Source organism: Streptomyces halobius (assembly GCF_023277745.1).
Lineage (GTDB): Bacteria > Actinomycetota > Actinomycetes > Streptomycetales > Streptomycetaceae > Streptomyces > Streptomyces halobius.
The window spans coordinates 560,350-574,961 of sequence record NZ_CP086322.1; the positions used below are offsets into that span (position 1 = coordinate 560,350).

At 69.6% G+C, this 14,612-nt stretch carries 13 protein-coding genes and 1 pseudogene; 5 read left to right on the forward strand and 9 right to left on the reverse strand.

Translation table 11 applies throughout. The annotated features are described in order from the left end of the window. The first annotated feature begins 94 nt into the window (after positions 1–94). Complete coding sequence (locus K9S39_RS02495) at positions 95–772, forward strand: hypothetical protein (RefSeq protein WP_248861666.1); 678 nt, start codon at positions 95–97, stop codon at positions 770–772. Positions 773–833: 61 nt separating this feature from the next. On the opposite strand, the gene K9S39_RS02500 is transcribed toward K9S39_RS02495, so the two are convergent. Continuing rightward, positions 834–2,117 carry a M20 metallopeptidase family protein gene (locus tag K9S39_RS02500; RefSeq protein WP_248861667.1) on the reverse strand — a complete coding sequence of 428 codons (1,284 nt, stop codon included), beginning with the start codon at positions 2,115–2,117 and terminating at the stop codon, positions 834–836. 166 nt (positions 2,118–2,283) lie between these two features. On the opposite strand from K9S39_RS02500, the gene K9S39_RS02505 reads away from it, so the two are divergent. Continuing rightward, entirely contained in the window at positions 2,284–2,787 is a 504-nt protein-coding gene (locus K9S39_RS02505; protein ID WP_248861668.1) for a C40 family peptidase, read from the forward strand. Positions 2,788–2,890: 103 nt separating this feature from the next. Here the strand turns inward: K9S39_RS02505 and K9S39_RS02510 are convergent, their stop codons facing one another. From K9S39_RS02510 to K9S39_RS02520, 3 genes are all read right to left on the reverse strand, one after another. Then, entirely contained in the window at positions 2,891–4,171 is a 1,281-nt protein-coding gene (locus K9S39_RS02510) for a cytochrome P450 (RefSeq protein ID WP_248861669.1), read from the reverse strand. After that, on the reverse strand, positions 4,168–5,013 hold the full coding sequence (locus K9S39_RS02515; RefSeq protein WP_248861670.1) for an alpha/beta fold hydrolase: 846 nt from the start codon (positions 5,011–5,013) through the stop codon (positions 4,168–4,170). Before K9S39_RS02515 ends, K9S39_RS02510 begins: the two co-directional genes overlap by 4 nt. A gap of 121 nt (positions 5,014–5,134) precedes the next feature. Next, positions 5,135–7,585 carry a SpoIIE family protein phosphatase gene (locus tag K9S39_RS02520; protein WP_248861671.1) on the reverse strand — a complete coding sequence of 817 codons (2,451 nt, stop codon included), beginning with the start codon at positions 7,583–7,585 and terminating at the stop codon, positions 5,135–5,137. Between the two features lie 340 nt (positions 7,586–7,925). Here K9S39_RS02520 and K9S39_RS02525 point away from each other — a divergent pair, with 340 nt between their 5' ends. Next, the gene (locus tag K9S39_RS02525) at positions 7,926–8,129 is read left to right on the forward strand and encodes a DUF1918 domain-containing protein (RefSeq protein WP_248861672.1); all 204 of its coding nucleotides are present in this window, start codon (positions 7,926–7,928) and stop codon (positions 8,127–8,129) included. A gap of 94 nt (positions 8,130–8,223) precedes the next feature. Here the strand turns inward: K9S39_RS02525 and K9S39_RS02530 are convergent, their stop codons facing one another. Together K9S39_RS02530 and K9S39_RS02535 are read right to left on the reverse strand one after the other, a co-directional pair. Next, on the reverse strand, positions 8,224–8,916 hold the full coding sequence (locus K9S39_RS02530; protein WP_248861673.1) for an HNH endonuclease family protein: 693 nt from the start codon (positions 8,914–8,916) through the stop codon (positions 8,224–8,226). A 273-nt stretch (positions 8,917–9,189) separates the two neighbouring features. Continuing rightward, complete coding sequence (locus tag K9S39_RS02535) at positions 9,190–9,567, reverse strand: hypothetical protein (protein ID WP_248861674.1); 378 nt, start codon at positions 9,565–9,567, stop codon at positions 9,190–9,192. A 469-nt stretch (positions 9,568–10,036) separates the two neighbouring features. Between K9S39_RS02535 and K9S39_RS02540 the strand changes: the two genes are divergently transcribed. Continuing rightward, positions 10,037–10,414 (forward strand): hypothetical protein, encoded by a 378-nt coding sequence (locus K9S39_RS02540; protein ID WP_248861675.1) that lies wholly within the window; start codon positions 10,037–10,039, stop codon positions 10,412–10,414. A 133-nt stretch (positions 10,415–10,547) separates the two neighbouring features. On the opposite strand, the gene K9S39_RS02545 is transcribed toward K9S39_RS02540, so the two are convergent. Further along, positions 10,548–10,994, reverse strand: a complete 447-nt coding sequence (locus K9S39_RS02545; protein ID WP_248861676.1) for an SRPBCC family protein — start codon at positions 10,992–10,994, stop codon at positions 10,548–10,550. Between the two features lie 276 nt (positions 10,995–11,270). Between K9S39_RS02545 and K9S39_RS02550 the strand changes: the two are divergent. Next, a pseudogene (locus tag K9S39_RS02550) lies at positions 11,271–11,550 on the forward strand (MerR family transcriptional regulator); the annotation flags it as partial. 38 nt (positions 11,551–11,588) lie between these two features. Here the strand turns inward: K9S39_RS02550 and K9S39_RS02555 are convergent. Beyond that, positions 11,589–13,049 (reverse strand): SDR family NAD(P)-dependent oxidoreductase, encoded by a 1,461-nt coding sequence (locus tag K9S39_RS02555; protein WP_248861677.1) that lies wholly within the window; start codon positions 13,047–13,049, stop codon positions 11,589–11,591. 113 nt (positions 13,050–13,162) lie between these two features. Beyond that, positions 13,163–14,491: an MFS transporter gene (locus K9S39_RS02560; RefSeq protein WP_248861678.1), complete on the reverse strand. Its 1,329-nt coding sequence runs from the start codon at positions 14,489–14,491 to the stop codon at positions 13,163–13,165. Positions 14,492–14,612 lie beyond the last annotated feature (121 nt).

Sequence of the window (14,612 nt, forward strand, 5' to 3'; positions counted from 1 at the left end):
CGTTTCACTCCAGTCTCGGACGCAACAGCGACGAACACCACACACCACCCCGGAATCGTCGCTTCCATGACGCTGCGCGAGAGGCAACGGCACGATGACGAAAAGCAGAACGATCCGCTACGGGAGCCGGCTGATGGCACTGTCCACGGCGGCACTGGGCCTGGTCGCGGCGATGGCCGTACCGGCCGCCGCCGCGGATGACGGCCCCACCCGGGAGCAGCTGATCGCCGACTGTGCTTCCGGCGAGGGGAAGTGCAGCTTCAACGAGCCGAAGCTCGGCACGGCGTACCTCGGTGACTTCCGCCAGGTCTCCAACACCCTCTACAACTGCAGCACTTCGGACGCCACCCAGTCGATGGGCTGGTCGGACACGGTGGGCTCGACGGACTCCGCGGGCGTCTCCGTCACCGCCGGCGGCAAGCTCGCCGGTCTCATCGACCTGAGCGTGACCGCGACCTACAGTCACACCTGGTCGAGCTCGCACACCGAGAACAGCTCCATGAACATGACGGTCAAGCCCGGCGAGGTGGGCTGGATCGCCCGCGCGCAGGTGATGCAGGCCATCTCTGGCACCTGGCAGACGCACTACGACAGCCCGAAGTGGGACCACTACTTCTGGTACGTGCCGGACACCGTCACCGGTCCCGCGCCCAATGGCACCGACGGGCAGAACAACGCGGTGACCGTCAAAACGCGCAAGATGACCACCGCGGAGCGGAACTCCTGCTCGTCCGACGCGAAGGAGGGCCGGACGTTCGTGGTCAAGCGCTGACCGTCGCGGTCCCGGCCGGCTGAGCTGACGCGAGGGCTCGCGCCACAACAGACCGGTCTCCTCACACGACGCCATCTGAGCGGTGCCTCCCGTCCCGTGGGGGACGGGAGGCACCGCTCAGATGGCGTACGGCCACGGCCGCGTGGAGGGCGGCGCCGGCGGCCAGCGCGTCCTCGTCGAAGACGACACGGCTGGAGTGACAGTCCGCGGCTCCCTCGGGCGGCACACCGTCAGGACGTGCGCCCAGGAAGGCCATCGCACCGGGCACGCGACGCAGAACGTAGGAGAAGTCCTCGGCCCCCATGGACGGTTCGGGCAGCCGCTGGACCCTGGCCGGGCCGAGTACCGCGGTGGCGGTGTCATGGACGTGACCGGCGAAGACGGGGTCATTGACGACCGGCGGGTAGCCCTCGGTCAGCTGCACGTCGACGGACGCGCCGTGGGCGGCGGCGACATGGTGGGCGACGCGGGCGATACCCGCACGCATCACCTGGCGGGTGGCCGGGGACAGCGTACGGAAGGTGCCCAGGATCTCGGCCGCATCGGGAATGATGTTGGTAGTGGTGCCGGCCCGGATGGCGGCCACGGTGACCACGGCGGGGTCGAAGACGCTGACCGTGCGGGTGACCATGGTCTGCAGGGCCTGGACCATTTCGCAGGCCACGGGGACGGGGTCGAGGGCGAGCTGCGGGGCGGAGGCGTGTCCGCTGCGGCCGTGTACGGTCAGGCGCAGCTGGTCGGCCGCGGCGAACATCGGGCCGGGCCGCAGATGCACCGTCCCGGTCTCGAAGCGGGTGGCGATGTGCAGGGCGAAGGCCGCGTCCACACCACGCCCGTCAGGAGTGGCGAGGACCCCTTCGTCGATCATGTGCTGTGCGCCGCCGCCTGACTCCTCGGCAGGCTGGAACATGAACACCACGCGACCCGACAGCTCCTCGCGCCGGGCGGCCAGCAGCCGGGCGGCGCCGACGAGCATGGCGACGTGTGTGTCGTGACCGCAGGCATGCATCACGCCTGGCACCTCGGAGGCGAAGGCCAGCCCGGTTTCCTCGTGTTGGGGCAGGGCGTCCATATCGGCGCGCAGCAGGACCGTACGCCCGGGCCGGGCGCCCTCCAGGGTGGCGACGACGGAGCTGAGTCGTACCCCCGTACGCACCGTCAGGCCCAGCCCGTCCAGGGCGCGCAGCACGGTCTGCTGGGTACGGGGCAGATGGAGGTCCAGCTCCGGGGCGCGGTGGATGGCCCGCCGTACGGCGATGATGCCGGGCAGCAGCCGACGCGCCTCGGCGAGCAGCCCGCGGGTGTCGTCGTCCTGTCGGCCCGAGGCGGCGAAGGAGTCGGTCACATACGTTACCTGCCCTGCAGCACGCAAACGCACACCGTGGACGGCGGATCGCGGTACGTGCAGGCGGATCGCGGTACATACAGCCGAACACCGGGTATCACCCGTAGTGACTCACCCCAACCCGCCACTCACACACGGTAATTCACCCTGGCCCGGGGAGCTGCTCATGAAGCACACCACCCCCCTGCCCGGCGACATCGGACTCACCCAAATATCCGGCGTCACCGGCCGGTTGATCCGGCTCGGGCAGTGGCTCAACGGCGACGGCTTCGCCGACTACCAACACGCCTTCCTCGTTCTGCCCGACGACCGGCTACTGGAAGCCGTCCCGGGCGGGGCCCGCATCAGGCCCCTCACCCAGTACACCGGCAGCAGTGTGCTCTACGTCTGCCCGGAAGGGCTCACCGGGCAGCAGCGCACCGCCATCTGCGACGCGGCCATGGAATACGTCGGAGTGCCCTACAGCTTTCTCGACTACCTCGCGATCGCCGCGCACCGTTTCCACGTCCCCCTTCCCGGGCTGCGCCGCTACATCGCCAGCACCCGGCACATGATCTGCTCCCAACTCGTCGACCAGTGCTATCTGGACGCCGGTGTGCATCTCTTCGCCGACGGCCGCTGGCCCGGCTATGTGACACCGATGGCGCTGTACCAATTGCTGGCCCACTGACCGAACGCCCCGGGACCACAGGATCACGGGACCACAGGATCACTCGCAACGCAGCGGCCACCACCGCATCGGCCGCCAACCTTCGGCCGCCAACCTGAGGAATTCATCCCCGGTCGGCATCCACCAGCTGCAGCGGCAGCGACTTCAGACCGTTGATGAAGTTCGACACGAGCCGCTTCGGCGGACCGGCGACCGTCAGGGCGGGCAGCAGATCGCGCGTCTCCTCGTACAGCATCCGCAGCTGCAGCCGTGCGAAGTGCGCGCCCAGGCAGACGTGCGGGCCGTCACCGAACGAGACATGGGGATTCGGGGTACGGGTCAGGTCCAGCCGGTGCGGGGTGGCGAAGACGCGCTCGTCGTAATTCGCCGAGCCGTGGAAGACGACCACCTTGTCGCCGGCCCGCACCAGGCGACCGGCCAGTTCGGTGTCGCACGCCGCGGTCCGGCGGAAGCTGAGCACCGGCGGATGCCAGCGCAGCAGCTCCTCCACACATGTCGATGTGTCCACCGCCCCCGTGCGCAGCCCCCGGTAGGCGTCCGGATGCCGAGCCAATGCCAGCAGGCCCCCGGGAGCCGCGCTGCGTACGGTGTCATTGCCCGCGATGGTCAGCAGGAAGAAGAACATCTCCAGCTCGGGCCGGGACAGTTCGGTGTCCGAGGCGAGTACGGTCATGATGTCGTCGCCCGGGTGGTGCCGCTTGTGGGCGGCCAGCTCCCGGGCGAAGGCGAACATGTCCTGCAGCATCGCCGGCGAGCGCGGGTTGGCGGGACGACCGTCCGGGCCGGAGGCGGGCGGACCGGATTCGTCCGGGTCCTGGTAGCCGATGACGCGCCGCGTCCAGTCCAGGAGCAGGCCGCGCTCACCGGCCGGTATGCCGAGCAGATCGGCGAGGTTGAGCAGCGCGAAGTCGTCCGTGACCGCGGTGACGAGGTCGCACACGCCGTTCCCGGAACGCGCCGCGTCGAGCGCCGCCGCCAGCAGGCCACGGGCCCGCCCGCGTACGACGGCCGCGAAGCGGTCGACCCGGTGAGGGGTGAAGGCCCGGCTGACCGAGCGGCGCAGTCGGCCGTGGTCCGGCGGATCCTGGTTGAGCATCATGCGGCGGATGAACGGCAGGTCCGCGGGGTCGGGGTCGCGGATCTGGGTGGCGCCCACGTACGAGGAGAAGGTGCGCGCGTCCTTCAGCACGCGTACCACGTCGGCATGGCGCGTGACCGCCCAGAAGCCGGGACCGGCGGGCCAGCCGAGCACCTCGTGCTCCTCCTGCCAGGCCACCGGATGCCGGTCCCGCAAGAGGCGGTACGCCGCGTGCGGCAGTCCGTTCGTGTAGCCGCGCGGGTCGAAGACGTCCGGGAGGTCGGCACCGACTTCGGGAGCGGTCATCCGGCGTCCGGCGCGCCGTTGTCACCGAGGCCGTGACTGCCGCCGTCACCGTGCCTGCCGCCGCCCCCGTCGGCGTCGTCCGTGCGCAGGAAATCCTCCACGGTCCGGATCAGCTCCAGCGGAGTCTCGTCCATGGCATAGTGCCCCGCCGACCGCACCTCGGCCAGTTCACCGCCGACGTACCACCGCAGCCACGTCTGACGCATCAACTCGCCGGTCAGCGCGGGATCCAGCGCCCCGACCACCGCCAGCGCCGGAACCGATGAGCCCTCGACCTCGGTGTGGAAGTCCTCCCCCGCCCAGGAGTCCAGCCAGGCCCGGAACGCCTTCGGGTCGCTGCGCTCCAGTGACCGGCGCACCAGCCGGTCCAGCCAGGCGGCAGGGCGCTGCCCGCCGGAGGTGAGGTCGATGATGGCCCGCCGGTTCTCCGGGGTGTGCGCGGCGGCGGAGAACAACTCCCACTGTTGCGGGGGCAGGGGCAGCCCGCAGGCGGGGACGGGAGAGATTCCGACGAGCCTGCGTACGCGGTGCGGTGCCGCGGCCAGCAACCGTTGGGCGACGCTGCCGCCCATCGAATGACCGATCACGGAGAACCGTTCCCAGCCCAGCCGATCGGCGAGCGCCAGCACATCGTCCGCCCCCTCGGCCGTGGTGTACGCACCGGCCGCACCGTTCGCCTCGCCGTAGCCGCGGAGGTCGACCAGCGCGTACTGGAACACGTCCTGGTCGAGATCCGGCAGGACCGCGTCGAACGCGGACCGGTCGGCGAACCATCCGTGCACCGCGATGACCTTGTGCGATCCCCGGCCGTACAGGGAATGGGGCAGTACGAAGGAAGCCACGCTCACTCCAGATGTGTATGTCCGGACACCGCGCCGGCCGCCGATCGTCAACGGGCAGCTGTCGGCCGACGGCCACGTCGTCCACACTGGCCGTAACCTCCCTGCCACGCAAGGGCGTCCCTCAGCCCATCGATCTCTTGGGATCAGCCATCCGCAGCGGTTGTTCCGCCCAGATGGTCTTGCCGTCGCGTACATACCGCGTGCCCCAGCGCTGGGCGAGTTGGGCGACCAGGAAGAGGCCGCGGCCACCCTCGTCCGTGGTACGGGCCTGGCGCAGGTGTGGGGCGGTGCTGCTTCTGTCGGAGACTTCGCAGATGAGGTCGCGGTGACGGATGAGTCGCAGGGTGATCGGCCCGTTGGCATAGCGGTAGGCGTTGGTGGCGAGTTCGCTGACGATGAGTTCGGTGGTGACGGCCATCTCGTCCAGCTGCCACTCAGCGAGCTGACGCGTCGCCAGTTTGCGTGCCTCGGCGGCGATGGTCGGCTCCGTGGGCAGCTCCCACGTGGCCACCTTCTCCGCCGCCAGGGCGCGGGTGCGGGCGATGAGCAAGGCGACATCGTCGGCGGGGTGTTCGGGGAGCATCGCTTCCTCAACCGCCGTGCAGGTCTCCTCCAGCGTGCGGGCGGGCGCGGTCAGCGCCGCACGCAGCCGCGCCAACCCGTCGTCGAGGTCCTGCCGACGGCTTTCGACGAGGCCGTCGGTGTAGAGGGCCAGGAGGCTGCCCTCCGCCAGTTCCAGCTCCGCGCTCTCGAACGGCAGGCCGCCCAGGCCGAGCGGCGGGCCCGCGGGGACGTCGGGGATGCTCACCTGTCCGTCCGGGGTGACCATCACGGGCGGCAGATGGTTCGCACGGGCCATGGTGCAGCGGCGGGAGACCGGGTCGTAGACCGCGTAGAGGCAGGTCGCACCGATCAGCTGCGGGGAGGGCGTACCGGTCGCCTCCTGCTCGACGGCCAGGCGGTCCACGAGGGCGTCGAGGTGGGCGAGTATCTCGTCCGGCGCGAGGTCGAGGTTGGCCAGCGTGTGGACGGCGGTGCGCAGCCGCCCCATCGTGACGGCGGCGTGGGTGCCGTGGCCGACCACGTCTCCGACGACGAGGGCGACGCGGAGACCGGAGAGCGGAATGACGTCGAACCAGTCGCCGCCGACGCCCGCGGCCGGGTCGGCCGGCCGGTAGCGGTGGGCGACCTCGGCCGCCGGGTGTCCGGGGACCTCCGCGGGGAGCAGGCTGTGCTGGAGGGTGAGCGCCGCCTGATGCTGCTGGGTGTAGCGGCGGGCGTTGTCGATGCAGAGCGCGGCGCGGGAGGCGAACTCCTCCGCAAGGGTGAGGTCGTCCTCCTCGAACGGCTCCGGGCGTCGCGACCGCCACAGGCCGATCGTGCCCAGCACCAGCCCGCGTGCGGCCAGCGGCACCACCATCAGGGAGTGCAGCCCGAGGCCGAAGGCGCGCTCGGCCCGCTCGGGGTCGTCGGCCAGCCACGGCAGACGGCTGTCCTGGAACGTTTCGAGGACCGGGCGGTGCTCGACCAGACACCTGCTGTACGGAGCCTCCGGCGGGAAGTTGATCACGTCGCCGACCGGATACATCACCCGCAACGCGTCCGGTGAGATACCGCGGGTCGCCATCCTGCGCATCTCTCCGTACGTCCCCTGATCCGGCTCCTCACCCCGGTTCACCGGCTCCAGCAGATCCACGGTGACGTAGTCGGCCAGGTCGGGCACGGCCACCTCGGCCAGTTCACGGGCGGTGGTCGCCACGTCCAGCGTGGTCCCGATGCGGGCGCTGGCCTCGTTGAGCAGCGCCAGGCGACGGCGGGCCTGAACACGGTCGGTCACATCCTCGACCGTTTGCGCCACGCCGAGGACACGGCCGGACGAGTCCTGCATCCGGAACGCCGACGCCGACGCGACCAGCTCCTGCTGCGGGACCGCGAGAATACGGACGGGCTGCTCGGCGAAGATCGAGGACTTCCCCGACTCCAGCACCTGCCGCAGCTGGGCCTCCACCGCCTCCGCGTCGGCACGGAAGAGGAAGTCGGCGACGCGCAGACCACGGTGGTACTCGGCCGGGACACCGCTGAAATTCGCGATCGCCCGGTTCACCCGCAGAATGCGCAGGTCCGGAGCGTAAATGGCCAGCCCGATCGGGGAGCGTCGGAACAGCCCGTCCAGGACCGACCGGTCAGTTTCCCACTGGAGGACCTCCTGCGCCGGCGCGCCCACGATGTACCACTCGTAGGTGGCGTCGGGCCGCAGGACGACCCGGGCGCGGCACCCCATTTCCACACGGTGCCCCTCGCGGTGCCGCAACGGCACAATGCCGAACCACCCCTGCTCACGCAGACAGGCCGCCACCGCCGCCAGAACGAAACCACGGTCCTCGGGGCTGTCCATCAGGACGTCGATCGCCGACCGGCCGAGCACCTCCTCCGCCGTATAGCCGAGCAGCTCCTCGGCCCGCTCGCTCCACCCGACGACACGCCCCCGAGGATCGAGGACGACCGAGGCTGCACGACGCGCGGCGAAGGGATCTTCCGGCCCCTCGCTGAATGTCGACAGCGATGCGTCCATCACCACCACCTTGTGCCTTCCGAGCAGGACCGGCACCACACGGCCGCGGGGTGACTCTCCACCGTGATCCGATGGCGGCACCCGCGATGCTGAACCCAGTATCGGCCTCGGGCGCGAACCTCGCTTTCCGTCGCGCCCACGGAGCAGGGCGTCACCGGGCCGCCACTCGGGTGATGGCGAGGCGGCGGCCGGCCGAGCGGAGTGTCAGGAACGGGCGCCGCCCCGTCGGCCGGAGCCGGTACCTGACCATTCGAGTGGCATCGCACATACCTCCGGTCGGGCATGGGTACGTCCGCGGTGTTCGGCGGCAGGCCGCCCAATACGTACGAGGAGGACGAGAATGCAGGCGAGCGTGGGTGACCGGCTCCTTGTCCATGGCCGGATCGTCGGTCAGCAGAACCGGACGGCGGAGGTCATCGAGGTGCTGGGAAGCAATGGCGGGCCTCCCTACCGCGTCCGGTTCGAGGACGGCCACGAAACCCTCATGAGCCCCGGCCCGGACACGGTCGTCCGGCCCGTCCCGTATTCAGAGTCGGAGAGCTAGGCGCTCCTCTCGGATCATCCGGTCACGGCCGGCCCCGGCATCCGCGCCGGGGCCGGCCGTGACCGGTTCGGTGAGCGTGCCGTGCCGGACCTGCTCACTGATCGCAGGTGTCCAGCATGTCGGCGAGCATGGCCGACTCCGGCCTGGTCACATTCAGTTCGTAGAGGTGCTTGACGTCGATCCAGGCCCGTGCGTAGGTGCACCAGTACGCGTACCGTGGCGCCCACTGGTCCGGGGACTTGTCGCCCTTCTGCCGGTTGCTGGACGCGGAGACCGCGATCAGCTGCGGATCCGTCAGGTCGTTGGCGAAGCTCTTCCTCTGCTGGGTGGTCCATTCGTCCGCACCGGAGCGCCAGGCGTTGGCCAGGGGCACGATGTGGTCGATGTCCAGCTGTCTCGACGAGGTGAGCCACTCGCTGTCGTACTCGCTGAACCAACTCCCTGAGATCGCCCGGCACATGTCGTCCTGCTGCACGTCCTCGCCGTCGCGGGCGAGGACCGTCTCACGGGTGTCGCACTCCCCCTCCTGCTTGATCCAGTGCGGGAACTTGGCACGGCTGTAGCCGTCCATCGAATGCGGAGCCTCGACCCGGAGTCCGGCCAGTTCCGTGCGCGCCACACCGACGGGCGAGGGCTCCGGCAGATCCGGCGGGGTCAGGTGGGAGGCGGCGGTTTCGGCGGTGGTTTCGGCAGTGGTTGCTGCGGCGGAGGTTGAGGCGGTGAGGCCGATGAGGGCCAGGGAAGCTGCTGTGGCGACAACTCGGCGCCACCAGTGGCTGCTTGACATGTAGGGGTCATAGCCTGGCGAAACGATTCCCTATGTCAACATTCACCCTATAGTGGGCGAGTCGCGGTTTATTCGGGCATTGACGGCCGTGATGAGAAGCCCGTCCAGCCGCCCCCGGGGCACCACCAGTGCGCGGACTGGGCGCCGCGCCGATTCCCGTACGGAAACAGCAGAGTTCACGTCATGCACAGCGGCGGCCTCGCGCCGCCGATCCGCACGCGGGGAAGCGCGAGGATCAGGCCAAGACCGCCGCTCCAGACGAGCCAGTGCCGGTTACGGACCCCACGCCTGCGGGACCGGCGTGCACTGGAATGCGGCGCCGGCGCCGAGCGCGGCGACTTCAGTGCTCTCGAAGGCCTCGTTCGCCAAGGACGGCTTGCACAGCATCGGCGCCACCGCGTCTTCCTCCTGCCGCAGATCGTGCCAGGTAGTGGCGGGAGTAAGGGAATGCGGCGCCCGACAGCCGAGGTTGACCATTCCGTCGAACAGCGTGCCGCGGGTGCAGATCTTCACGACACCGCCCCGATCGACGAATTCCTGTGGCGTAGGCCCTTCTTGGTGCGCAGACGCGGCAGGGGCCAGGGTAAGCAGCGTCGCACTCGCCATGACAACGGCCGATGTGAGTGCGGTGAACGCGGTGCGCGGACGCATATGGGGGATTCCTCCTGGGGCAGTGAGCCGGTCGGTCGTATTCCGTGCCGGCACAGACGCGTTGACGGTCACGCCGAAGCACGTCAAAGGTCATGCTGATTGCCCAACGATCCGACAAATAACAGGAGACGCGCTGCGGTCCGTAATTCGCCGACAAGAGTGATGACCACACCGTTGCCCGCAGGTCACCCCGTCAGCGAGCGGAGAGGGCAGGTTTGCCGCCGGTCGGTCGCGGCCGCAGTGATCAGGAAGCCGCAATTCACGGGACAGCCTGCCTACCCACGGGGATACGGGCACGTGATCTACCTGATAGGCGGGCCCCCACGGGTGGGCAAGAGCACCCTCGCCCAGATGCTTCCGGAGCGCGTCGGCATTCCGGGCTGCCCGGCGGACGCGCTGGTGTCGATGCTGCAGAACGCCGCGCCGCACCACGGAGTGCGGCAACGGTACCCATCCGGACAAGGCCGCGTTGGCGCAGCCGTTCCTCGTCGCGTTCCTCCGCGCGGTGGCGGACGGCCTCGATGAGTCCGATCCCCTGGACGGCTATGCCGTCGAGGGCGACATCGTGACACCGGCTGCCGCGACGGCCGCCGCCGCTCACGGGTTGCCACTGGTCTCCGTCTTCCTCGGCAATACCGCGCTGACAGCCGATGAGCTGCGGGCCGCACCGGACTGGCTCGATGGCGCCGATGACGCCACCTACCAGCAGATCGCAGCGTGGGTCACGGAGCGGAGCCGGGCGCTGCGTGACGCGTGCACGGCCGCAGGCCACCGCTACGTCGAGCTGGGCGCAGGCTACGAACAGGGCCCGGAACGGGCCTACTCCGTACTCGGAGAACACGCCTGACCGTCGTCGGCCGCCTCAAGAGGTCGCCTGTCGGTCGCCTCAAGAAGCCGCCTACGCTGGTGTGTTGCCCACCGTCCGGCGAACGGCACGGCAGCGGGCCGCCGTTGTTCACGACGGCCCCGCCGGAATTCCGTTACGCGTTCCCCTCAAGCAATCCCTTCAGCTTCTGCTCGTCCCTCGGCATCTCCTTCCGCGCGTGCGGACGGACGACGAGCGGTCCGAGCATCTTGCCGATGCCATGCGTCTCGAAGTCGAGTGACATGGTCACGCGCGACCGCTCGCCGTCGCCGAGCGGCTCGATCGTGCCCTTCACATCGCCCCTGACGGGACCGTCGATGCCGCGCATACGCCAGCTCCGCGGCGGATCCAGCTCCGCGACCTCAGCGGTCATCGGGAATTCCCGACGGCCGATCCGGCGGGTCACCACGACATGCGAACCCACTTCGAGCGGGGCGTCGCCCACCGGGCTCACCGACACCGCGCTCTCCTGCCACTCGGGCAGATGGGAAGGGTCGGTCACGTAGTCGAAGACGTCTTCGGGGCGACGGGAGATATCAATGGTTTCCCTGATCGCAGTCATTTCGCCCCCATTCCTGAGCTTTTGATGTGCTTCTTTGTGTTTTGGCGTATTCTGTTGTGCTTTCTCGCAAAGGATCCCACGGGGGCCGCTGACGCGCCAGGCTGAGCGGCCGGTCGCGCGAAGTCCCAGTCCGACGAAGCGAGGGCAGACGCACACGGCGTCTGCACGGCCTACGCCGGAACCTTCACATGGGTGTGAGGGGCTACGCGAACACTGCGTGCGCAAGGTCTACGGCGTGCGCAAGGTCTACGGCGTGCGCTAGGTCTGGGGTGGAGCATGCGTATCGGAGAGCTGTCGGAGCGCACCGGCACGCCTCGTCGGCTGCTGCGCTACTAGAGGGGAGCAGCAGGGACCGATCGTCGCGGAGCGTGCCCCGAACGGCTACCGCGAGTACGACGAGCGCTTCGTCGACCGGGTCCCGCAGATAAGAGGACTGCTCGATGCCGGGCTGCCGACCCGGATCATCCAGCAGATCCTCCCGTGCCTCGACAAGCCCCGGGGCATCCACCTCCCGGACGCGACACCGGAGACGCTCGCCACGCTGGAACGCGAACGCCGGTCGCCGGGGAGGTCACCGCGCCGATCACCGGCGGATCACCAGTCCGCGGGCGCGTAGTCCTTGAGGAAGCAGCCGAAGACATCCTCGCCGAGCTCACCGCGGACGATCGGGTCGTACACCCGGGCGGCTCCGTCGACCAGGTCGAGCGGGGCGTGGAAGCCCTCTTCGGCCAGTCGCATCTTGTCGGGGTGCGGGCGTTCGTCGGTGATCCAGCCGGTGTCGACGGCGGTCATGAGGATGCCGTCGGTCTCCAGCATCTCCCGGGCGCTGGTACGGGTCAGCATGTTCAGCGCCGCCTTGGCCATATTGGTGTGCGGGTGGCCGGCGCCCTTGTAGCCGCGGCTGAACTGGCCTTCCATCGCCGAGACGTTGACGACGTACTTCCGGCGCGCGGGGGCCGCGGCCATCGCCGGGCGCAGCTTGCTCACCAGCAGGAACGGCGCGGTCATATTGCACAGCTGGACTTCCAGGAGCTCGACCGGGTCGACCTCGTCCACCCTCTGGATCCAGCTGTTGGTGTCGTGCAGGTCCGGCACCAGCCCGCCCGCGTCGATCGCGGTGCCCGCCTCGATGCGGGCGGGCGAGGCCGAGCCGCTGGTCAGGGCGAGGGCGGTGAGGTTCTCGGCGGTCAGCTCGCCCTGCCCGGCGGTGGCGGCGGGCAGGGCGGCGGGGGCGCCGCTGCCGAAATGGCCGATGACGAGGGAGGCGGGCAGCTCTCCGGCGGGCAGCGGTGCGGACTCGGCCGCGACCAGCTGTCCGTACGCCTCGGGCGACCGGCGGACGGTCTGCGCGGCGTTGTTGATCAGGATGTCGAGCGGGCCCTCGGCGCTCACCGAGTCGGCGAGCGCGATCACCTGGGCCGGATCGCGCAGATCGATCCCGACGATCTTCAGCCGGTGCAGCCAGTCCGCGCTGTCCGGCATCGCCGTGAAGCGGCGGATCGCGTCGTTCGGGAAGCGGGTGGTGAGGGTGGTGTGGGCGCCGTCGCGCAGCAGCCGGAGCGCGATATACATGCCGATCTTCGCCCGGCCGCCGGTCAGCAGCGCGCGCCTGCCGGTGAGGTCCGTACGGGCGTCGCGGCGCGCCCTGTTCTCCTTGGCGCAGTCCCGGCAGAGCTGGTGGTAGAAGGCGTCGACCTCGACGTATCGGGTCTTGCAGACGTAGCAGGACCTGGGCCGCTGCAGAATGCCGGCGATCTCCGTGGACACGGAGCTGGCGAGGGCCCGCCCCAGGGTCTCGTCATCGATCCGGTCCGCGGCTCCGGTGGCCGTCGCTTCGGTCACCGCCCGGTCGTGGGCCGTCTTGGCCGCCCGGCGCTCCTTGCGCCGACGCTGCTTCACGGTCCGGAAGATGCCGGCGGTGGCGCGCCGTACGGTGATCGCGTCGGGGTGGTCGAGCGGCAGCGCGTCGAGTTCCTCCAGCACGCTCAGGCAGACCGCCATCCGCTCAGGGTCGATTCCCGCGCCATCGGCCCGGCCGTTCTCTGTCACCGTCATCGCCGTGCCGCGCTTTCGTGGGATCGTGTGTTCTATTCAGGCTCCGGCGGAACTTTACGTATACGGGGGCGGCTCCGCCAAACCCGGCGGGAGCGGGCACCTCGGGCCGTCGATCACCGGGCCGCGACCGCCGGTTCCGCCCGCTCCTTCCGTTCCGTCACGCGCTCGCCGTCGGCTGTGTTCCGGCCCGCCCCGGCCACCGCATCCGTCCCCGTCGGCGCCTTCATGAACAGCACGAGGACGGTGCTGAGCAGATGCAGCGCGGCGTAGATCCACATGACGCCCTGGATGCCGAGCGGGCCGATGAAGACGGTGCCGATGAGGGGGCCGAAGGTCATGCTGGCGCCGGCGCCCAAGGTGTACGCGGACGTGACCTGCCCCTTGCGTTCCGGGGCCTGGGCGGTCATCAGCGGGGGCAGCGGTACGTATCCGGCCATGCCGACGCCCAGCGCGCCCGCGGCGATCGCGACGAGCAGATAGTCGTGGCCCACGGTCGCGGGCGCGTAGTACAGGGCCGGACAAGCCGCCGCGGAGACGCCTCCGCCGAGCCAGGCGACGGTCTTCCTGCGGCTCCACTTGTCGCCGAGAGCACCGAAGAGCACGACGCAGGCGAGATTGCTCACCATCATCACGATCAGCAGTGCGGCCCATTCCTCGGCGGCGAAGCCGACCCGGTCGACGAGGTACAGCGGGATGAAGACCCACACGCCGAACTGCGAGGTGGTGTTGATGAGCCGGACGACGGCCCCCATGCCGACGCGCGGCCTGGCGAACATGACGGTGAAGCAGCCGGCGAGGGTGCGGGTGAGGCTGGTGCGCTCCGGCCCCTTGGACAGGCCCTGGAATCCCGAGCGTTCGCGCAGCAGGAGCAGGACGACCAGGGCGCCCGCGACGATCATGCCGAGCGAGACCCACAGCGTGTCGTAGAAGCCGATCGCGGGCTTGAGGACGGAGACCAGGGCCGAGCCGAGGACGGGGTAGCCCATGGTGAAGCAGAACCAGAACCAGCCCAGCGCCTTGCCGAGTTGGCGCTCCGGGGCGCCCGCCATGATCCAGACCATGAACCCGTAGGCGAACAGCGGATAGCCGAAGCCGCGTATGCCGTAGCCGAGCAGGATCAGCGGGTAGGAGTGGGCCGGGATGGCGACCGCGAGCATCAGCGCGTGGCAGACCACCCAGCAGACGGCGCCGGTCATCATCACCTTGCGCGGGCCCCACAGGTCGGACAGTCCGCCGGCCAGGAAGGCGCCGATCGCGGCGGTGATGCCGTAGAGCGTGAAGACGATGCCGACGCTCGCCTCGGCGAAGCCGAGGTCGGTCCTGAAGTACGTGGGGGGATAGCTGGTCTCCACACCGTCGCCGATCATGAACAGCAGTACGCCGGCGTAGCCCCAGAGGAGAGCGCGGGGTATTCCGGCGAAGGTGGTGCGGGACGGTGACATGACGGCGGGGACCTCCTGACCGGCCGGACGGATGCCCGGACACGATCACCACCCTGAACACCTTCTCAGAAAAATTCAATGAATTCACATAAAGTGTGTGATGTTCTATGGTGCAAAGAGA